The sequence below is a fragment of the Pseudanabaena sp. UWO310 genome, from assembly GCF_006861605.1.
Classification (GTDB): domain Bacteria; phylum Cyanobacteriota; class Cyanobacteriia; order Pseudanabaenales; family Pseudanabaenaceae; genus Pseudanabaena.
This window is the reverse complement of record NZ_SELU01000019.1, coordinates 45,713-67,881: the sequence shown is the minus strand read 5'-3', so window position 1 is coordinate 67,881 and position 22,169 is coordinate 45,713. Positions and strand designations below refer to the sequence as shown.

The following is a 22,169-nucleotide window of genomic DNA, read 5'->3' as shown; positions in this document are numbered from 1 at the left end:
TTAAATTTTCAACACTTGTTGAAGGAGATCTACTTAACGATCTCTCCGATCAAGCTCATCGGAGGTCAAAAATAATGACTTCCTTAAATAACCAGTATTCTTCCAGAAAGTTTTCACCAACTAAATCGCATAATCCTTGCCCAATCTGCGATGACATCAAAGGTAAATGTCGAATTGCCTCCGATAACCAAGATTTTGTGCTGTGCATGACCCATCCCAGCGATGTCGGTCTAGCGGATTGGAAATATCTGGGCGAAACCAATGGCAGTTACTTTGCGGGTAAATATGTTAGAAAACGTCCCGAATCTGAGTCAGTGCGTCAAGAGCGTCGCGATCGCAATTTAAAACTGCGGCTAGCTCAACAAAAGGCAAAGCGGGATGGTTTGGCTAAGTTGCCTGATAATGCCCATCGCGATCGCCTTTATCAAAGTTATTTACAAAAACTGGATCTAGACAGTTTAGATAAAGCCGATTTAGTTAGTCGTGGCTTGTCCGATGCTGAAATCAAGAATCTGGGAGCCAAATCAACTAATTCTGGCTATATTCTGCCCATTAAGAATCCTTTAGGTCAAATCCTCGGGTTTCAAATCCGTTTACGTGATGCTAGTTCTGGGCGCTATCGTTGGCATAAACCTTTTGGTATCTCGGCACAGCAACAAAATGGGGAGCTACCCCTTGCTTTTCATGGTGATATTCAGGTCGATCGTCAGCGTGTGGTCTTGGTTGAAGGTACTGGCGTTAAGCCTTATCTTGCTTCTAAGCTGCGTGGCTGTATAGCGATCGGTGTTTCGGGTGGTCAGTTTGTGGCTAGTAAAAAAACTTTACAAAGTTACCTTGATGCAATTGGGGCTAAACCTGAGTTAACTCGTTTGGAATATGCGATCGATGCGGGTGACATTTCTAACCAATCTGTTATGCGTCGCCATGAGAAAAATCTTGATTTTCTGGCTGAACTAGATTTTACGGTGGATGTTCTCTGGTGGGGTCAGGTTGCTAAAACTGCCAATGATATTGATGAGTTATCTAGTGATGCAACAATTCAGCTTTTGACGGTCGAGCAGTTTTTCCAAATTGCTAATTACCTGCCTAAGCCAAAGTTTTCACCGTTTCAATGGTTAAAAGATAAGATTTTTCCGAAAGATAAGGCTAAGAGTTTTGCTAATAAGGTTAAGCGATCGCCCCTTCACTCCTTACCCCAATTTGAATATGAGTCAGGGAAAAGGCTAGAAACTTGGCGGGATTCATTATTAACTCACAAACATGTCCTCGATGCTTCAGCAACAGGTACGGGCAAAAGCTATGATGTGGGACGCTTGCGTCCTGAAATGTTTGATGGTGTTGAAAGGATCATCTATATATCTAATGATTCGCGGAATGTCACGACTTCCACTTTGCAGGATTGGGCGATTTTGCCTGCTCGTCACAATGGCTTGACTAATAAATCAGGTAAGTTACGTCGTGCTAAATCGGGAGAGGCTTTAGACACTCAGGCGAACTGCTCGCGGACGGGGGCGATCGCTGCTTTGCGCGATAAGGCAATTTCTGATACTAAGGTCATTTGTGAGACTTGCCCTTTGCTCAATGCTTGCCGTGGTAGTTCGGGTGATGGGTTTGGCTTTAAGCATAAACGAGCGATCGCTTTTAATTCTAAAATCCTGCGTTCTCATCCTGCTAGTTTGCCTAGTCCTAATGAGTTTGATTACTCGAAAACTTTGCTGGTATGGGAGGAGGTGTCAGAAAGTTTGACGACGATGCGTCAGATTTCGGTTGGTCGTGAGGATGTGGATCGGGCGATCGCTGTGATTTCTCGTTCTAGTCTTGACCATAAGCTGAAAATCATTGATGTCCTCAATAAGTTGCATGGGTTACTAGGAGATAAGTCCTATCACGGTCTGGATTTTTATGGGATTAAGTCGGCTATTCCTGAAATTATTGATACGACTTTGCTGGCGGATTTGCTAAAACCCGATCTTTCAATTCTGGATACGGTTGATGCGGTTGCCGATTCTGAGTTTGAAAATGTTAAGGGTAGGGATAAGCGCGAGTTGGCTAAGCTTAATGCTTTGCTGAAGCAGACGACTACTCTTAATAGTTATGAAATTGAGAAGAAGATAAACCATGAGGTTTTGAAGCAGTGGTTGGTTGAGTTTTTGGATATTTTATCTGGGGCGATCGCTCATGGAGATTTGCATATTCAATATGAGCGGTTAACGGTGTCTCTCGCGGATGAGCGCTTACGGAATATTGCTCACAGGTCGGCGGCTAACCTTTATCTGGATGCGACGATTGATGTGACTGATCTGGAAATGCGGCTTAATACTTCTGTTCGTATGATTAAGCAATCGGGTGAGTTGATGATGCCTCAGATTTTTCAGGTGCATAATCTGGGGCGTTTGGGTTTGCAGCGTCGTGAGGAAAAAACAGCTAAAGTTCAAGCGATTATTACTCATCTTACTGAACTCGATCCCACTACTAGGGTGATTGATTTTAAAAAGTTTGCCAAGAGTCAAGATGGTTTCTGGTTCCGCGATTCTCGTGGGTCTAATGATTTTAAAGATGCCAAAACCTTTGTAATTGTCGGGACTCCTTGCGCCAATATTGCCATGCTTCGTGCGGATTATGTGGCGATGACGGGGTTACATCCTGTGGATAAAGATCCTGCTTTTGCAGCGTTTGTTGATCGACATATTTTGGCGACGGTAACGCAGTGTTTTGGTAGGAAAGCAGGCGATCGCTTTAATCAGGGTGACAAGATTTATTTCTTATCAGATTTTGATCTGGGTGATATCCCCCATACGCTCATCAAGTCTGGTGATATCACTCCTGATGCGATGTCTAATTTGGAGCTTTTACAATTTAAGGTGGCTCAGGTGATTAATACTGTTACCGATGGTGGGTTTGATTTGCTCAATGCGTCGGAACGTCAGTTATGTGACTATTTCGGAATTAAGCGTGGAGTGTTGCTGTACCATTTTGATTGGATCAAATTGTTATTAGATAACCTATATAACCAATTGATCCATAGTTTTAACGAAAAGCTGCATTCTTTTACTGAGCCTTCTGATTTGGAATTGGTTGATCTTTGGGCTGGTGTAACTGGGTTGTTTTTAACTGAGAATCTGCCGATAAAAGATACTTTGGTTGGTATTTTTGAGTTCTTTGCCGAACATATTCCACTCTATTTACATAGCCATGTTCTGGCGAGACTTTCTGCTGAGGCTCGTCATAAGTTGTTTTCAAATCTGGCGGTTTTGGCGTTCTAGCTGACCATAGTCGAACTTATCTTAAAACTCTAAATCTAGCCAGATATTCTTCTCCATGACGTGATGTGATTGAATTGCTGACTGATGAAATGTTGGATGTGTCAAAACTAGCTGAGAATAAATCTTGGATTTCCTCCAGTGTTGCGCCGAATGGTGGCCCATCAGGACGATTGTGCGCCCAGAATAAGGCAATTAATTCTCCCATTGGTTAATGATCTTGCTAGGACGATCACTTTTCGATCTCGGTCAAAATCTGACTCCATTACCACATCCTAGGGATGATGCTCAGTTAGTGCAAACAGGTATCTATAGTTTGGTGCGTCATCCTTTATATAGTGGTGTTATTTTACTTGCCTTTACTTATGCGAGTTGGCAAATAAGTTGGGTACATTTTATAGGTGCGATCGCTCTATTCATTTTCTTTGATGCTAAAGTGACAAAAGAAGAAGTTTGGCTTACAGAAAAATTTCCCGCCTATGCCAACTATCGTACTTCTGTAAAAAAGTTAATTCCTTGGATTTATTAGCTTATGATGGCTCTTCCTGCGCGATTAAAGCTTCAATCTGAGCTATAAGTTTTTCTAAGGACTTTTGTTTTTTCTTGTCATCCCAAACTGGTAATTTTTTTAGCTTCTGGATAGAACTCGTAAACCTAGACTTTAATGTGACTGGTCTTTCACTAGCTTGATCTGCTTTGATATCGCGGATTTTCTCCTTGATCTGTACTAGTGATAGGCTCTTGTTAATAGTTTCATTTAATAATGATTGTCGCAGATTAGCATCTTTAACTGTAGCGATCGCTGTTGCTTTGGTGTATTCGATTTGACCTTGACGTATAGCTTCTAGCACTTCCATCGGTAAATTGAGTAAAGGTAGCCGATGGGATATAAAAGTTTCCCACTTGATTAAGCCAAACCCTTCAAAGGTTGCTTTGATAATTTCAGCTTCTGAATCGCTTACAGTATTCTTTTCAACCTCACCACGAACTTCATGACGCATCCGATACAAAGTGGCGATCGCTTGTTCTTGAGAAATTCCTAACTTCAGAGCCAAAATTTGTAAAATAGCCTCGGTTTCTTCGACAGGATTAAGGTTCTCTCGATGTAAGTTTTCAACCAATCGAATTAAACTGGCTTCTTCGTCTGATAACTCTTTGACAATAGCAGGAATTTGTGAAAGTCCAATTTCTTTACAAGCTCTAAAGCGTCGTTCTCCAGCGACTAGCTCATAATGATCAGAGTACCGATCTGATTTTATTGACCTTAATAAAATTGGTTCTAAAACACCATGCTGCTTGATCGAAGCAACTAATTCCTGCATTTTTTCAGGATCAAAATAGCGGCGGGGCTGTTTAGTTGGTAGATCAATTTTGGTGATTTCAATCTCTCGATTTAGCCTAAAATCTTCATCTTCATCTAGCAGTAGTGGAGCTAAATTTTTTAACTTTGTTCTATCAGAATTTAAATTTTTCTGCATTACAGTGCCTCCATTGCTAACGATAGTTCATCAAAAACTGCTAAAACTGCCAAGTGATTTTCGCTTTTCTTCTTAATGTATTCCAGAAAAGGCTTGCCATATTGAGATGCTTCAGATACAGCAGTAGCACGAGGTAATGGAGAGAATACCGTGCCGATCTGGGATAATTGTGAATTAATAGATTCAAGGGTATGACGATCCATGGAGTTGCTAGACCAATATCTCGTGGGTAAAAAACCTGCGATCGCTAAGCTTTTATTCAGCTTACGGCGAATTGTTCGGAATGTTCCTAATAACATATCAGTCCCCATCAAAGCTTTGTACTGAGTTTCGATTGGCACTAACATATGAGTTGCTGCTACTAAACAATTGATACTTAACAGCCCTAGGCTAGGTGGACAATCAATCAGAATAAAGTCATAGGCATCAAGAATAGGTTCTAAAATTTCTTTGAGCCGAAATTCACGCTGTATGGCTGTTGCTAGGCGAATCTCGGCATTTGCCAAAGCAACTGATGAGGGAGCCAAACTCATTTTGTGTAACTGTTCTGGGTAGATCGATATGGCAACTCGGTCATTCTCATTTTCTGGTTCCTCTGCGATAAGTGCATCGTAAATTGTGTTCTGTAAATTTGTAATATCAATCCCCATGAAAATTGTTAATGAAGCTTGCGGGTCCATGTCTACTAATAGGACTCGATGATCTCTTAAAGCAAGGTGATAGCCCAAGTTTTGGGTAACTGTAGACTTACCAACTCCGCCAGCTTGATTAAATAATGCAATAATTTTAGTCATAGCTTTTGGGCAGTTTTGACAAAGCTGTTTTACAATACAACATTTTTTGGAACTTGTAACTTTTTGAGTGAGTTATTCTGACTTATATTTCTGGTTACAACGTTGTAACCAGAAATATAAGTTGCCACTGAAAATCTCCAAAGTCTTTTATGTAAACAATCTTGGTATGGCTAAATCAGTTTTTTAACCCTAAAATCCAAAAGCCACGTCGAATATATACAAGCATTATCAAGAACTATATCAGTCAGAAAAGTTTGAGTATATTATTTCTGGTAAAAACATCTAGATTGAGCACATTATTTCTACAGGACAAACTACTAGATCTTGACGATGGTATGACCAAGAACTTGATGAATGGGTGATTTTACTTTAAGGTGAAACTGAATTTCCCTTTGCTTCTGACGGTACGAGATTAAAAATAAAAGCTGGCGATGATTTGTATAGCTTGAGCCAAACATCCAAGTGCTTGAGAAAAATCCTAAAAAAGCCAAACCTGCTAAAGTAGCAGGCCCCACCTAAAAATGCTACAGGAAAATATATGCCCAACCCATCTGATCGTCCTATTGACTACGCAGCGATCGCCCGTTCAGTAATGAAACCATCGGGACAAAAGTCTGCGTGGTTAGTCGAAGGTCAGGCAATATATGCTCCTAGCCATGCCCAAGGGATTGGTAACATCACAGCTATTTTAGGCGATCGCCTCATAGCTAAGTTTCCAAATTATTCAGTACCTGTAATCATCACAAACTGGCAAGAAGCAATCAATCGTCAAGAAATATTGCCAGCTAACAGTCAGCAAATAACATCAGAAATTATCCGTGAACAGGAAATCTATGATGTAAGTGAAGAAGACATCGCCACGATTCCGCAGCCAGAATTTAGAGAAATTGCACTCAACTTTCAAGCGTCTCTTGCGGCAATTCGCGTAACGGAAAGTACAGAAGGAGAGGCTCATAGATTACCTGTGGATCTGCCTATCATTTTGCAAGAAGCATTGAGGGAACAAGGATATACTCACCTGTGGTCACATCAAATACAGTCGCTAGAAGCGATGAGAAACGGTAAAGATGTGCTACTTGCAACACCAACAGCAAGTGGGAAAACCCTGTCTTTTTTACCAGCAATCCTAGAAACTTGCATTCAAGATCCACAGGCGACTGCACTACTAATTTTTCCTCTAAAGGCACTAGCAATCGATCAACTGTCAAAACTTGAAGCGATCGCCAAGCCTATGGGATTACATACGGGTATGATGACAGGAGACATGCCAAAGGCAGAACGGCTAAAGCTGTTTACGCCTCAAGCACCACAGATCTTATGTATTAGTCCCGATTTACTCCACCATCAACTTAATCGCATTCGCTACCGTCACGAATGGCAGACATGGCGAGATTTCTTAACCAGATTACGTTATGTCGTGATTGATGAAGCCCATACATATCGTGGTAGCTTTGGCGGACATTTTGCTAATCTAATACGCCGATTGCGATTAGCAGTTGATCGACTTGAAGGTAATAGCGATCGCATTCAGTATGTTCTAGCCACAGCGACGATTGGTAACCCGATTGAATTAACAGAGCGAATCACGGAAAGAAGCGATCGGCTTGTATATATCAATCGCAGTGGCGCAAGAGCGGCAGGGCGGACAATTCTGTGCTTAAAGCCCACGGCTCGAACTAACACAGAAGCTAGTCGATTGATTTTAGAATGGCTGGAAAGAGGACTAAGCGGCATTGTTTTTTGTAATACTCGCGCAGGGGCAAAGTCGTTGCTAGCGCTGATGAATGCAGAATTAGAACGACAGAAGCGAGGAGATCTAAAAGCATCGCTGGCTCTTTTTTATGGTTCACTACGCAGCGATCGCCGCCATCAGATTATCGAATCAGTCAAACAAAATAAAGTACGGGTAATATTTGCCACATCTGCGTTAGAAGCAGGAATTGACCTACCCGAATTAGATTGTTGCTTAATCAAAGGCTATCCAGGATCATTGATGAGTTTTTATCAACGGATTGGCAGAGCAGGAAGGCATCAGCATGGGCTAGTTGTGTTTCTACCATCCTTGGGAGATCCGCTTGATTATTACTACGGCAGCAATCCTCAGATGCTTCTTGATGGAGAAGTTGAACGCGCTCTTTGCAATCCCAACTATCACTCAATTCTCAGTAAGCATCTCCGTTGTGCGGCAAGTGAAAGCATGATTCCAGCCAGTGAAGTCAAACAACGTTTCGGTGACAACGCTGGCAATATCGCTGATGAATTGCTCAAGCAAAAAGCATTACAAATCAACGAGAAATCAGGTGATCTCTTTACCCATGACCGCCCTCATAACTCAGTTAATCTGAGGGGAGCAACTCAAGATTCAGTTATGTTGGTAGACGGCAATACCAATCAAGAGCTGGAAGAACTATCGCTACTACAGGCTTATCGTGAAGTATTTCCTAATGCGATATACGCTATGCAGAGTAACGATGGAAATTTGCAATATTACCGATCGCGATCGCTAGATCTAGAATCCAAACAAGCCAGCTTAATGCTTCTTGACTCAGAGCCGAAACTCCGCACACAGGCTACACAAGACATGACTATTAAGCCAATGGAGCATCTGCGTGAGCCAAGATTAGTTTCTTTAAATCTAAAGGATAGTAAATTACGCTTGACCCTTAGCTGGGCTGAAATTACGAATCATGTGACAGGCTATAACTTGATCAGCAAAGTGAGAACAATTACCTGTAGCTATCTCCGTTGTTCACGTTACCATCAACCAATGCAGTCTGATATTTGTACTGCCTGTAGCAAACCAACTAGATTAGCTGAAATTACAGAAGTCGAAGAAGAAAATCTATTTGATGTAGCCTATACGACTCAGTATCAAGCCCCAGTATTGAGGATTGAGATGAATTTAGAGTTAGCGGAGCCATTACAAGAATATGCCAATAAACTCAAACAACAGATAGAGAATCAATTTGGCACTGAGATTCCTTCAGAACTTACACCGCTATTTCAAACTGAGCCTGCCGATCTAGCCTTGCATTCAATTTGTCATCAGATTGGGATTGCCGTCCCTTTATTAGTACTGAGCGATCGCCAAGATTTGAATAGCTATTGTGAAACCGAGAAAAATCGCGTCAACACGTTAAAGACAATTGCATATTTTTTTGATACGACCGATGGCGGTAATGGCACTTGTGAGGAATTATTTGATCGCTTTGAATCGTTTGCTGTTCGGGCTGCTCAATTAGTTGAGGCTTGTGACTGTCAATATGGCTGTCCAAGATGTCTAATGGATGCGCGTTGTCCGCAGGATAATAAAGCCTTGAACAAGGCTTTAGGGCAGTTCTTACTCCAATCTATTAGTGATGAATCAGAATATTTTTAAATGATCGCTCAGTTGGCTGAGTTGTTCTTTTGTTTGAGCATAGACGAAGGATATGCATAATGGCTTTATGCTTGATGAGGATAATGTTTAAGTATTTGAAATGAAACTCAAGGAAACGAAGCAGCTTGAGGTTGCTGCTTAGATCTGAGGACTCTCCTCAGCAGGAATTGATAACTTACAACTTGCTCAGTCTTAGTTTTAGATTTTAGACTGACTTTTCCCGTAATTGGCTGCTAATTCGTAAACATTGCTTTTTTGTCACACTAAAACCCGAAAATCTCTGTTATATTCGCTGTATAACTTGATAGGTTCTTCTTAGTTATACCGACAAAGGTAAACTATGCAATCTTAATTGATGAACTTCAGCTAAGGTTAAATATAACTCAGACTAAACTTACTAAGAAAGTAGGTCAATAGGGATTAGTAGTGCGATTTGATCTTAATTTACGGGATAAGGTACGCAGTCAGTTTCGGGATATTGCTAGGGAGATGCAGGGATGGCAAGTGCGATCGCGCCTGCTAGACGACGAAATCGATCGCGCCCGATCGCAGATTTGTTTGTTTGGGCATACGACGTTACGCGATCGCTTGAGCGTTGGTGGGGTGGATGGCAGTGGCGATTTCCCTTTGTTGAGTTATGCTGACTCGTTTGTGTATCTGGCATTAGCACAGGCAACGGTGTATGAGTCAAATCGGATTACTGGTCTATGGGAGCAAGGTCCTGCGCCAGAGATTGTCTTTGAGTCGGCATGGTTGCCTGAAAGTAGTGAAGAAGCTCCAGAGGTACTCGATCGCTTTCATGAGAGGCTTGCGGGGATGTCTTTGGTGGATGTGGTGGATGCTTCGGACTATCGACTGCTGAAGGCGAAGGAGATTCGCAAGACATCGAGTGTGCAAACGTTACTGAATAATCTGGTGCGTCCTCATGCTAGTGATACGGGGAATTTGGCGATTCAGTTGCGATCAACTGCTGAACTGGGGGCAGCACTGCGGCTGATCCAGTCTGAGACTTGTCCTGACTATTTGTTGATGGACACGACTTTTTCGTTGCCTTTGTTGTCTTCGACTAGCTCTTTGTTTTACGAGCATGTGAAGCGCTTGTGTTGTGTTGAAGCGTTGCGACAGGGCAAGGGATTTTTTGCGTTGTCGAAGTCTCACGGTTTGCCAGCGATGGACTCTTTGGAGGAGTTGGCGCGCGATCTCCGAAGTTTGGAGGGGAATCAAGTGGCGGAACATTGGTATTTGCGGATTCCTGAAGTTGGTCGTGAGGGATGGACGTTATCGCTATGTGAGGGCAGACGGTTGCCACCCGCAGGAGCAGTTTCGTATTTGGTGAGATTTCATCGCTCGACATCAGTATTGCGGCTAGATATGGATGTGAATTATTGGGAGAGGTTTGTGAAGGGTGGGACGGATGAGGAGACGATCGCGAGGGAACGGAAGATTTTTGAGGACTTGGACTATGCTTGCCATGACCAGAGGGTTTATGGCTATCCCTATCCGATTAAGGCGGCTCACGATCGCGCATCGTTAATGCAGTCGGAACGAGTAGCGATGCGGAAGCAGTTGATTGCTGAGGCAGTTTCGGCGGGAATGAGTCCGTCGCTATTTCGTGACCCTTCTTTAGCGACAGGACATCGGTAGGAGTAGAGAATGTACGCAAACGATATTACAGATAATCAGTCGCAGTCTAGTTTCGATCAGTTGCTGGTGCAGTTGGGGCGAGAGTTTGGGGTGTTGGCGGAAAGTGATACCTATCAGCTCACGGTGATTGCTCACAATACGGATGTTGCGGTGGGGGATTTGTTTTTGTTGCCGAGCCGTCGCGGACATCGCGATCGCTTTTATATTTTTCGGACGACGCAGTATGCGAATATTCTTAACCGTTCCTTGGAGATGGCGGATATTGCGCGGAACCGCTTGACGATGCCTGACTCGTATTTTAGTCAAGACTTTCAGGAAGAGTTGTTGCTGGAATTGAAGGGGATTGTGTTGGGCTATGCGGAGGTGGCGGAGGATGGTTGGACTTTTTTCCGTCCGCGACGGTTGCCTGAGCATTTGACGCAAGTTTATCAGGTGACGCGAGAGAGTGCGGCAGTTTTGCGGGAACTGTTGGCGAGTCAGTTGGGAAGAGAAGGGCTATTTATGGGGCATCTGTTGGCGGGAGAGCAAGCCTTGGAGAATGTGCCAGTGTATTTGCCTGCCTATGCGTTGTCGCACCATATTGGGGTGTTTGGGCGCACGGGAGCAGGGAAGAGTAATTTGATGATGGTTTTGTTGAAGTCGGTTTTGGACTACAACAGGCTTCAGCAATCTAATGGACAGACGAAGGGGAGTATTTTGGCGATCGATCCCCATGATGAGTTCCGCTATTGGCATCGGGCGACGGGTGGTGCAGATGGAATTCATGGGATTGTGACGGGCTATAGCTCGGCTGAGCAGGCGGAACTGGTTAAGCCTTTTTATTATCTGAGTGCGAGGGAAGTGGGGAATGAGCCGTTGGCGCGACAGGTATTTTTGTCTCGTGCGGATGTGTTGCCTGATGATTTGATTGGGATTACGGATTTTAGTGAGCAGCAGGTGGCTTTTGCTCAGTATCAGTTTGCGCGTTGGGGTGAGCAGTGGATTAGCCGATCGCTGATGGGTGATACGCAGGGAGCAGAGAATGACTTTGAGGGGAATGTTGAGTTTTTGGCGGGAACGATCGCCGCAGTGCAGAGACGTTTGAGCTTTTTGCGGCGAGGTCAGACGAGGTTATTTTTGCCGTTCGATCCTGATGGTGGTTATGGGTATGAGTCTTTGTTGCCTGAGATTATCTGTGCGTTGGAGCAGGGTCGGGTGTTGGTGGTGGATACGACTTTGATGGGTGAGTTGGAGCAGTTTTTGCTAACGACGGTGGTGGCAAGGACTTTGTTTGGGTTGCGCCGATCGCTTCGCAGTGTGACCGATCCAGAGGATTTACCGATCGCCATTCGTCGATCGCTGAGTAATGATGATGAGCAGGATCAGGTGGGTTTGCGATCGCTGGCGGATGAGTTGGTGTTGAGGTTGGAGGATGGGCGTTTGCCTTATTTGGAGAATGGGGTTCTCAGGACTAGCGATCGCTTGCCCTATGTGAATGTGGTGGTGGAGGAGGCTCCGAGTGTGTTGAATCCGCAACGGATGAAGTTCGGCTCGGTGTTTCGCGATATTTCGCGACAGGGTCGGAAGTTTGGGATTGGTTTGACGGTAGTTTCGCAGCAGGTTTCGGAAATTGATGCTGGGGTTTTGACGCAAATTAATACGGAGTTGACGATGGCTTTGGGTAATGAACAGGAACGCAGGGAGGCAATTAGGAATGCTTCGGCGGATTTGTCGGGGTTTGAGAGGGAGTTGCAGGTGATGAGTAAGGGTCAAGCGTTGGTTTCGGCTTCTTATAAGGATGTGCCTTTGCCTGTCAAGATTCCCGATTTTGATCGGTTGGTTTTGGAAGATTAGTTAGATTAGTATGTAAATGGAATTAAGATAAAAATGAATTCAAAAAGTACAGAAATCAAAGGATTAATTTATGAATCATTTGTTAATCTTGCATTAGAAAAAATTACAAATCACACTGTTGAGTGGCATCCAAAGTTAAAAGGATTAATTTCAGAACAGGACTTTGCTCTTTTTAAAGAACGAAAATTAATCCTAGTCGTTGGAGTCACATATTGGGGATCTCATGAAGCCGCAAAAATGAAGTTTTGGCGTATTCATGAAGACATATATGAAGTTTTTGAAGAGTACTCAGAAGCTATTTTTTTACATATATTGTTTGAAAAAAATTTGGCTTCAGATGATAATTTGGTAGATCTAATTAATGAAATGTGTGCCTTTGCTTCTATTTATGAAGATAATTCTAACTGCATCAAAACCTTGAAATCTTATGTATCTGAAGATGAGAAAATACTAAGTTTTGGGAGTGGAAAATCAGCAATATCTTTTGCGTCAAAATCTTTAGAATTGGAAGACGAAAAATTTAGGTTGGCAATACTTGATTTGTCTAATATTATTCAAAAAATAATCAATTCACATAGTAAAAATCCAGAACTACTTCAAATTCTATCAATCTCTTCAAATGCTGGTATTTTATCAAAAAATTTCCATGTTTGTGAAATACGCGAAACATTCTTCAAGCCTGCATTAATTGCTTTGCTAAATATTGGAGTCCGCAATATCAACAATGTATTCGATGTTTATGAAGATGGAGGGTGTAAACCTAATTCACTTCGCGAATTAGGTTTACTAAAAAAATTGGATTTACTAAATATCAAAACAAGTTTAACCAAAGATGTTGAATTAAATGAGAATTTAAAACAGCTATTAAAAATGGGAAGAAAGTGGTGTATAGACCAGTTGTATATTATTGACAATGCTTTACAAAATACGCATAATTCTGCATCATCTCTCTATGAACATTATAGAGATATTACTAATGATGAATTGGTTTCTAAAAGGATTAAACTACTGACATTCGCTAAGGATGAAGACTCATTAAGGGAAGTCTTGTTAAATGATCAAGATGGACGCTTAAGATGCTGGCCGTTAGATTATTTTGTAATAATTCAAAGAGACCATACCAAAGGTAAAAAATATGGTTTTAAAAAATTAAGTAGTGAATTAAATATTCCTTATATAGGTGGAATTAGTCCATTGTCTAAATTTGCTTCAGGCAACGTAAATTCTCTCTCAAAAAGCGAAATATCTCTTTTATGTAATACAATGTGTAAATATATAAAAGGGTGGGAATATATAAAACTATCTATTGATACTATACAAAAGGATAGAAGAATTACTTTAATGAAAAAGCTATCTGTATTGGATCTAGTTGTCGGAAGCTATCTTTCTAAACAACTGCCTTCAGAAGTTAATATACAAGAAAATTTTTCAGTTAGACATCCTCTAGCACATAAAATTAAAAATAAAAATGCTGGAAGAACTGATTTTAACTTTAAAATCTCTTGGGGGAATAGACAAGTGTATTTATTTGTTGTATCAACCTATGAAGCTACTCATAAGCATAAAGAAGTTTCTGGTCGCTTACGAGCTGCTTGGGGAAGTGGATTAGACTATCACCAATCTAAATGTTTATTGTTAGTTGATGGAAATTTTCTTATAGAAAGTACAGACGAGCGTGTAAAGATGTTGGCATCTGCGGGTTGGAATGGAGCTTTTTATTTTGATGAACTAAATAGTTTAGTTAATTACATTTCTAATTTTTTATTTGATTCTAATTCTTAAGATAGATTCTTTTGCCAGATTTCTGAAGCTAATTCAACAAGATGGATAGCAACTAACGCATCCCAAAAATTAACTTTTTACTGATCGATCTTGTAACTCCCAAAATCTGAAACTCCAAACCCAATCAAGCATGACATCCACCAATCCTGTCCCCCAATCCTCAAAAAGCTTCATCACACTCAACGACTTTTATCGCGCCTATAGCACCTTTCGCAAGCTACCCAATGACGAACAAGCACAAGCGATCGCCCAACCACCAGACGCACCACTCTTTATCGTTGCAGGACCTGGCACAGGAAAAACCACCTGCCTCAGCCTGCGGATTCTCAAACTGATCCTAGTTGACGGGATATTACCAAAAGCGATCATCGCCACCACATTTACCAAAAAAGCTGCTGCCGAACTGCGATCGCGGATTCTTGGATGGGGATTTCAACTGATAGAAGCACTACAAGCAGACCCAGAAATTGCCGAACCAACCAAAGCCCAACTCACCAAAGTAGACATCAACCAAATCCTCACAGGAACAATCGATAGCCTTTGCGAACAAATTCTCCGCGACTTTCGCGACCCCGCAACCCAACCACCGATCCTCGCCGACGACTTCGTATCCAAAACCCTATTACTGAGAGCAGGACTATTCAACAATCGGCGCGATCGCGACAGTGACCTAGACGAATATCTCTTAGGCATCCAAGGAGCTAAATGGGGTTGGAACATCGGCAAAAAAGTCGGCTTACTGCAAGTAATTTGGGATCGCAGATTTCAAGATCGGATTGACTGGGACAGCTTTCTGGCTAGTGGCACATCTGACACAGAACGATCCGCACTCAACCAGATTGGCGAAGCGATCGCTGACTACCAAAAAGAGCTAAGCGATAGGCTCATGGTAGACTTTGCCCTGCTAGAGTACGAAGTCCTCCAACGGTTGCAAGCAGGAAAACTCACCGAATTTTTTCAGCAGATTCAAATCGTCTTAGTTGACGAATACCAAGATACCAACCCACTCCAAGAAAGCATCTATTTTGAACTAGCCAAGGCTTGCAATGGCGCGATCGCAGTCGTTGGTGACGACGATCAGAGTCTCTACCGTTTTAGAGGCGCAACCGTCGAGCTTTTTAGCAACTTTAGCGATCGGTACGAAACAGTCTTTGGCAACAAACCCACAACCATCTTCTTAAGAATCAACTACCGATCCACCCAAAACATTATTCAGTTCGTCAACAACTACGCCACCCTCGACCTCAGCTACCAAACCGTCAGAGTCAAAAACAAACCCAGCCTCCTATCCCGCCCAAATGCCGAAGCTGGTATACCCATACTAGGAATGTTTAGGCAAGACATGGATACCCTCGCCAAGGACTTAGCGGACTTCATTGCCACAATCTTTCGAGGTGATGGGTACGCCATACCCGACGGCAGCACCATCCAATGCAACGCAGCAGGTGGCGACGTTGGCGATTGCGCCTTGTTATGCAGCAGTCCCGCCGAGTACAACAGCAGTGGCAATCCTCGCTTACCGTTGCTACTACGCCAAAAGTTAGCAGAGAACTCGACTATAGAAGTCTTCAACCCAAGGGGACAAGACCTCACCGAAATCGAGGTAGTCGCCCAGTTCGGCGGACTATTGCTAGAGTGTCTCGATCCAGCAGGTGCGATCGAAACAACGATCAGAGACCTAAGCGACATTGTGCCTGTCTTCACTAAATGGAGAGAAATTGCGATCGACCTTGCCAGTTCGCCAAATGCCCCTAATGGACTTCTAGCATTTGCTCAAAGTTGGGCAGAACGCAACCCCAAAAAAGCAGGATTTCGCTGGTCTCCGAGCGTCCCCGTCCTCGAACTCATTTACGGACTGCTCCACTACTTCCCCTTTCTCCATGACGATCCAGAAGGGCAAATTTACCTAGAAGTCTTTACTCGTCAAGTTTCAGCTTGTCAACAGGTAGGCAAGTTTTCAGGAAGAATCATCACCAATCCTGACAACTTAAGCTTATCTGAAGCCTCCGTCAAAGAGTTGTTACGCAATTTCCTTGCCCCGATCGCCTCTGGCACAGTCAAAGTCAATGAGGACTTGATGGAAGCTTTTCCACGCGATCGGCTCAGTATCCTCTCTATTCACCAATCTAAGGGACTAGAGTTTCCTCTAACCATCGTTGATGTGGGGTCTGACTTCAAAACCAATCACCATGCCCACAAGTTCAAGCGATTCCCAGAAAAGGGGGGAACCCCACACACAATGGAAGACTTACTGCGTCCCCACACCGATTTGAATGCACCAAGTCGTAATGGGCGCGATCGCACCTTTGACGACCTGTATCGCCAGTACTTTGTGGCGTATAGCCGTCCCCAAGAAGTTTTGCTATTGGTAGGGCTGAAGCCCACCCTACCTGAGGACAAAGTATCTAATGTGGCGACTGGTTGGAATCGTGATGGCACATCCACTTGGAGAGGAAATCGACCTTTCATAGAGATTTGAAGACATTTAGATTGCGATCGTCATTCAAAAACAGCTAGTAAAGGCTTTTACAAAATTTTAGGTATTTCAGGAAACCCAATTATGAATACACCACACCAGAATCAAAACAACCGTTTGGGTGGAGGACAGACAGTTTCTCTAATTTCAACCATTAAAAGACTAATTCGCGCCTATACAGGGGGATTAGGCATCGTTAAAGAGCTTATTCAAAATGCTGACGACGCGGAGGCAAGGACTGTCCAAATCACTTTAGATTGGAGAAATCATCATATTGACGATCTTCCTGAGCCAAACATGGAGCAGTTCTTACAACCTGCACTGCTCATCTTTAATGATGCCGCATTTAAAGAAAAAGATTTTGATGCAATTCAAAAGATTGGCGAGGGCAGTAAGCAAACGGATCTCACGAAGGCAGGTAGATTTGGTCTAGGCTTTAACTCTGTTTACCATCTCACCGATTACCCCAGCTTTGCCTCTCTAGATCGAATTAAGTTTTTCGATCCGCATACCACTGTTTTCCCAAGAGGTGGAGAAGGTTGGCTACTTGCAGATCGAGAAATTCAAGATTTTCTCAAACTATATGAATCAGGACTTCCTCAAGGATATGCCCTTGCAAACTCAACTGTATTTCGCTTGCCCTTAAGAGTCCAACCTCAGCGCAACGCTAACTCTATCTCAAACACAATATTTGACAGAGACACAATCCAGAATTTTCGTGACGAACTTTTAAATATTTCTGAAGATATTTTACTATTTCTCAAATCTGTTGACGAGATCAGGGTCTGTGAAATTGTGGATCGAGAGGTTTGTGAGCTATTGAGAGTCACTACCAAAAATAAGCAACAGGTATTTGCAGAACGTCACAAATTAACTTCTCTACTTCAGTCTGGCTCATCATCCTCATTGTCGATCTCCTACCTGCAAGAAATTGAGACACAAAATCAAGAAGAAACCTTTACTTCAACATGGCGAGTCTGCAATGTTATTCGTTCTGACGAACAGGAGATCCAAAGCGGAATAGCTCTGATGGCTAAATGTGAGGAGAAAGCTGTTCCTTGGGCTGGAGTTGCTGCAAAAATTAAAACTTCCCAAGCTAATGTCAAAGCCGATTCAATTGAAGGTAAAGCATATTGCTTTCTCCCCTTAAACTTTGCGACTGGCTTACCAGTTCACGTTCACGGATTCTTTGACCTAGACGAAGCTAGGACAGATCTAACTAGAAAAGCAGATCATTTAGATCAGAAGCGAAATGTTAGAGCAGAATGGAATTTGTTACTTGTAAAGCACGTACTCTCCCATGCCTATGCCAATTTAATTAAATCTCTAGTTGAAGACGTAGGTGAACAAGATCCTCAGAGATTTTACACATTTTTTCCTATCAGCAGTAGCAATCCAACGCTCAAAGATCTACCAAAATTTGTGATTGAGCAAATCCAATCTCACAGAGTAATGCGATCGGCGATCGCCCATCCTGCTATGAATGAGAGTCAGCGTCAGGTGGTTGATAGTCATTGGGTGAAGCCAAAAACGATCAAGGTTTTGCCAAAAGGTTGGGACGATCTGCTAGAGCCTTTACGGTTAGAGAAAATTGATTTGCCCGATCCTCCCTTGCCCTTAGCGATTGAGTCAGTATTTAAGGATGCTGCCAAGCCCCTTGCCACTTTTCAACCCTCAGATATGCGATCGCAATTACAAACAAGACACCCATTAGGAATGCCATTAGATCAAGCCCCTAGAGCTTGCTTGCGTAAAAAAGAGTGGGTGATCGGCTTGCTCAAATATTGCCTTAGCGATCGGACTCGAGATGTCCACGGCTTACCATTGGCAATCTTGGCAGATGGGACATTGCAGAGTTTTGGATATAGCACTGCGGGATTTATCTACATTACTCCTCCAGATGACTATGAGATTCTGCAAGAGCAGATCTTTGTCGATTTTCCTGAGTGGTTCTTAGATGATGAGTTGGTTACTCAAGTAAGAGATATCGAAAAGTCTAATGGAATTACTTCATTTATGCCTGTGGAAGTAGCCAAGAGGCTCAAGGCTTTACTTTCTCCAGATGGTAGTAATCCAGTTGAGTGGCAACCCGATGGGCAAGCGATTCCTAGTACAGATTGGTTAGCTTTGGTTTATCAATATCTAGCGGATCTCAAGATCTTTCCCCTTGAGTTTAAGCAAATCCCTTTAGTACCTTGTAGAGATGGCTTATTGTATGTAGGAGCAAATGATGCAACACCCCTATGGTATGGCACTAAATTCTCTAGAGAAATCCTAGAGATGTTGGAATACTTTGGGGTGAGACTATTTGCCGCACAAGGTGAGTTACAGAATGCGATCGCTACTTTCCGCAGTCGGCATCCTCACCAAATGATTGATATGCTCTCCGTGCCAAAGGTAATTGACAAACTAGCAGGATTGCCTAAGTTGCCAGTTTACATCCGAGAAGTTTATGAGAGGCTAGTTGACTATCTATGTAGCGATCGCACTTGGTTATATGGAGATGGCAAAAATGACGAAGGACGCAAAACAAAATTACGCCAGTTAACAATTTATCCCACTATTTCAAGAGAATTGACCGATATAAATGAGCGAGTTTTTGTCCCCACTGGCTATAAACTTCCTAAAATTGCTGGTAAATTGCAGTTGTTGCGCTTAGGGGCTAGTGAAACTAATCAAGATTGGAAAATTTTGTATGACTATCTAAAAGTAAAGCCACTAAACCATGCAACAATGCTTCGCTATTTGTTGAGAGACTATATCAACCTAAGTAATGTTGAACAGATTGAAGCCTTAGAGTGGATTAAAAATTACTTACATCTTGCGGAGGGTGAGGCAAAGAGCGGTGATCCTAGTTCTGACTTAAAGAAGGAAGTCAGAGAGGCTCGGCTAATTCGTTGTATTGATGGACAGCTAAGGGCAGCAAATATAATTTATCATCCGAAAGTTTATGATGCAGTAAGAAAGATCTTGAGAGAAAGAGCATACTCTCCTGATATGGAAGTATATAAAAATCAGGATGAATGGTTTGACTTTTTCCAAGAATTAAGGATGCAAACAGCACCTAGCGCTACGGATTTGCAAAACTATGTTGATGGTCAAATTCAAAAAGCCAAATTTGGGTTAACTCCAGAAATCTCAAGGTCTTTGCAAGATATATTTAGCTACCTCGAAAAGAACTGGGAAACTCTGAGCAAATATAAGCTATTTAATGATTTGGCTAATGTTTTAAAGCAAAAAGAATGGCTTCCTGCGGAGTGTAATCAAGAACTTCTGAAGAGACTTATAGGATTTAAAATTCCAGTGAATAAGCTTTATCGTAGCAATGAAGTTTGTTTTGGTAACTATGGCAATCTGGTTGCTAGTCAAAAGCCATTAATATTGGTTGGTAGGCTCCCATCAAAAGATTTTCAATCTGCGTTTGGCTTTAGCTATCCTGACAAGCATTCTGTCGTCGCTCACTTCAAGTTGCTCATAAATTTGTGGAATACATCTGATGGGAATGGGATTGATAATGATGCTTTTCACAAGGCAATTGAGTCTATTTATTATTATTTGTACAATTCTTTCTGCAATAGTAAAGATTTAAAAGAGAGGGAATGGCTACAAGATCAATTTAGAGAGCTTAAATGCTTGTGGGATTATGCAGAGGGTAAGTTTTGGCTTCCAAATCATACTTTTCAGAATAAAGTGCCTTACTTTGGCAAACGAAGAGGAAAACTTTTAATTCTTCAGCCGCAAATCTCTCAAGTTTATGAATTGCTTGGGCAGAAGAAATTTCCTGAAATTGATGACTATGTTGACTTTATGGCTGAGTTGGCAGATGACTGTAAAGGTAACGCTTTGAGTGAAGTCGATGCGAAATGTGCCTATGAAGTTTTACAACTTCTGACACAGGAATTAGAAAAAGAAAAACTTTCTGCCTCAGATTACGATTTGCTGTTGCTGACTGAAGACAATTTGCTATTACCTCCCGACCAGATTCTGATCCCTGATGCGCCTTGGCGAATTGAGGCTGTCCGAGACCGCAATGCGATAAAGATATTACATCCTCAAGTTCCTCATAGCTTAGCGATCACCTTAGGCAGTCGTTCTCTAGCAAAAGATGTTAATGAGGTTACTAAGGAAATCAATCCTTCTGATGATCAGGAGGCAAATAAAATATGTGAAAAATGGCAAAGCCTTATGCGATCGCCTGAATTTATCATGGGCTTGAAGCGGCTTATTTTAGACCAGTATGGAAACGTACAGGTAGACCTAGATTGGCTGAGCAAAGTCTCAGTTCAAGCTGCTGCCAAGATTAGTACCAACCTCATGCTTGATCAAGACTGTATTGCGTCAGGAGTGGAAGGCAGTTACTACTTTGAGCAACATAAGCTAGTCTTTTATCTTAGCCAAGATAGCGAAGATTTGATGCAGGATCGCTTGACTGAGAGCTTAAATCAGCATCTCCAAAATCTTAAACTAAGTGATACCAAGCGGTTGTTTATGATCTTGAATAGTAAAGCTTCTGAGATTGAGAAGTTTTTAGATCGACTCAAAGTAAAACCATTACCTCCCTCTCTAATCTTGGAGTTGCCTGATGTCCAAGAAACAGCAGAATCTGATGATATTTTTGGTGATGATTCTCTTGGAGATTTAGAGAATATTGAACCCGAAGAAGCAGTTACTGAGAGCATCAATGAGACAACCGATATTCCTAAGTCAGATCCACCACCTAGCGATACTCCTGCAAAATCAACTGTTCCCAAACCCATTCCTAGTAACAAGAATAATCCTGTTCCAACTCCAGTACCCGTAAGTCCAATCATTAAACCTGCTCAGCCTCCAGCGTCCACTACAAGACCGAGAAGTATTCTAGATGTGAAGTCTCCTAGTCAAGGGAATGTTGAAAATACCGCTCAGACAAGCGAGGTTAGCTCAGTTGCTGAGTCTTCCACAGCCGAAAGAATGCCGAGTATGTTGCCAAGTAGAACTGCTAGGAGTCGATCTGGTGGGCGAGCTAAATTGCGATCGCTTGCCAAAAGGATAACTCCGAGTCAGCAATATCGTAATGGCGTGCGAGTTCGGTCTGGCTTAGAGATCGAACCGCAGAAGAGTGTAGAAGATATCCCAGAGTCAGAGGCTCGGAAAATTGATACTGCGGGTATGGCTAAGGTGATGGATTATGAGCGTCAGCATGGGCGAGATCCCAAAGACATGAATGAAGTTGCCCCAAATCATCCTGGATATGATGTTGAGTCTATAGACAGGCAGACTGGAAAGGTGCGCTATATCGAAGTGAAGTCGCTACGGAATAAATGGACTAAACGAGGAGTCTGTATGTCATCCAGACAGTTTGAGGAAGGAAACATTCGGCAAGATGACTTTTGGCTCTATGTAGTTGAGGAAGCCGAAACCGATGCCGCAAAAGTAATTACAATTCAAAATCCTGTGGGTTGGGTCGGTGAGTTCTATTACGACGATAGCTGGCGACAACTGGCAAATGATGATACTGACAAACAAACTAATTGAGGTTAAATG

The 22,169-nt window shown here is 42.5% G+C and carries 10 protein-coding genes; 8 read left to right on the top strand and 2 right to left on the bottom strand.

What is annotated here, in order from left to right:
• Nucleotides 1–74: 74 nt before the first annotated feature.
• Entirely contained in the window at nucleotides 75–3,263 is a 3,189-nt protein-coding gene (locus PseudUWO310_RS08405) for a hypothetical protein (RefSeq protein WP_190315955.1), read from the top strand.
• A gap of 211 nt (nucleotides 3,264–3,474) precedes the next feature.
• A complete protein-coding gene (locus PseudUWO310_RS08395; protein WP_142600236.1) occupies nucleotides 3,475–3,789 on the top strand; it encodes a methyltransferase family protein in 315 nt (104 codons plus the stop codon).
• Nucleotide 3,790: 1 nt separating this feature from the next.
• On the opposite strand, the gene PseudUWO310_RS08390 is transcribed toward PseudUWO310_RS08395, so the two are convergent.
• Together PseudUWO310_RS08390 and PseudUWO310_RS08385 are read right to left on the bottom strand one after the other, a co-directional pair.
• Nucleotides 3,791–4,738, bottom strand: a complete 948-nt coding sequence (locus tag PseudUWO310_RS08390) for a ParB/RepB/Spo0J family partition protein (RefSeq protein ID WP_142600235.1) — start codon at nucleotides 4,736–4,738, stop codon at nucleotides 3,791–3,793.
• Nucleotides 4,738–5,532 carry a ParA family protein gene (locus PseudUWO310_RS08385; RefSeq protein WP_142600234.1) on the bottom strand — a complete coding sequence of 265 codons (795 nt, stop codon included), beginning with the start codon at nucleotides 5,530–5,532 and terminating at the stop codon, nucleotides 4,738–4,740. The genes PseudUWO310_RS08390 and PseudUWO310_RS08385 overlap by 1 nt, the downstream gene beginning before the upstream one ends.
• 538 nt (nucleotides 5,533–6,070) lie before the next feature.
• Between PseudUWO310_RS08385 and PseudUWO310_RS08380 the strand changes: the two genes are divergently transcribed.
• From PseudUWO310_RS08380 to PseudUWO310_RS08355, 6 genes are all read left to right on the top strand, one after another.
• Nucleotides 6,071–8,911: a DEAD/DEAH box helicase gene (locus PseudUWO310_RS08380; RefSeq protein WP_142600233.1), complete on the top strand. Its 2,841-nt coding sequence runs from the start codon at nucleotides 6,071–6,073 to the stop codon at nucleotides 8,909–8,911.
• Nucleotides 8,912–9,337: 426 nt separating this feature from the next.
• The gene (locus tag PseudUWO310_RS08375) at nucleotides 9,338–10,555 is read left to right on the top strand and encodes a hypothetical protein (protein WP_142600232.1); all 1,218 of its coding nucleotides are present in this window, start codon (nucleotides 9,338–9,340) and stop codon (nucleotides 10,553–10,555) included.
• 9 nt (nucleotides 10,556–10,564) lie between these two features.
• Nucleotides 10,565–12,388 (top strand): ATP-binding protein, encoded by a 1,824-nt coding sequence (locus PseudUWO310_RS08370; RefSeq protein ID WP_142600231.1) that lies wholly within the window; start codon nucleotides 10,565–10,567, stop codon nucleotides 12,386–12,388.
• A gap of 33 nt (nucleotides 12,389–12,421) precedes the next feature.
• Complete coding sequence (locus PseudUWO310_RS08365) at nucleotides 12,422–14,170, top strand: hypothetical protein (protein WP_142600230.1); 1,749 nt, start codon at nucleotides 12,422–12,424, stop codon at nucleotides 14,168–14,170.
• A 130-nt stretch (nucleotides 14,171–14,300) separates the two neighbouring features.
• Nucleotides 14,301–16,649, top strand: coding sequence for a UvrD-helicase domain-containing protein (locus PseudUWO310_RS08360; protein WP_142600229.1), 2,349 nt, complete (start codon nucleotides 14,301–14,303; stop codon nucleotides 16,647–16,649).
• 81 nt (nucleotides 16,650–16,730) lie between these two features.
• Nucleotides 16,731–22,160, top strand: a complete 5,430-nt coding sequence (locus PseudUWO310_RS08355) for a DUF3883 domain-containing protein (protein WP_142600228.1) — start codon at nucleotides 16,731–16,733, stop codon at nucleotides 22,158–22,160.
• Nucleotides 22,161–22,169 lie beyond the last annotated feature (9 nt).

Bases quoted from the DNA above. Each gene is read 5' to 3' on its own strand.
- PseudUWO310_RS08405 (WP_190315955.1), top strand. From the start codon at position 75: ATGACTTCCTTAAATAACCAGTATTCTTCCAGAAAGTTTTCACCAACT.
- PseudUWO310_RS08395 (WP_142600236.1), top strand. From the start codon at position 3,475: ATGATCTTGCTAGGACGATCACTTTTCGATCTCGGTCAAAATCTGACT.
- PseudUWO310_RS08390 (WP_142600235.1), bottom strand. From the start codon at position 4,738: ATGCAGAAAAATTTAAATTCTGATAGAACAAAGTTAAAAAATTTAGCT.
- PseudUWO310_RS08385 (WP_142600234.1), bottom strand. From the start codon at position 5,532: ATGACTAAAATTATTGCATTATTTAATCAAGCTGGCGGAGTTGGTAAG.
- PseudUWO310_RS08380 (WP_142600233.1), top strand. From the start codon at position 6,071: ATGCCCAACCCATCTGATCGTCCTATTGACTACGCAGCGATCGCCCGT.
- PseudUWO310_RS08370 (WP_142600231.1), top strand. From the start codon at position 10,565: ATGTACGCAAACGATATTACAGATAATCAGTCGCAGTCTAGTTTCGAT.
- PseudUWO310_RS08365 (WP_142600230.1), top strand. From the start codon at position 12,422: ATGAATTCAAAAAGTACAGAAATCAAAGGATTAATTTATGAATCATTT.
- PseudUWO310_RS08360 (WP_142600229.1), top strand. From the start codon at position 14,301: ATGACATCCACCAATCCTGTCCCCCAATCCTCAAAAAGCTTCATCACA.
- PseudUWO310_RS08355 (WP_142600228.1), top strand. From the start codon at position 16,731: ATGAATACACCACACCAGAATCAAAACAACCGTTTGGGTGGAGGACAG.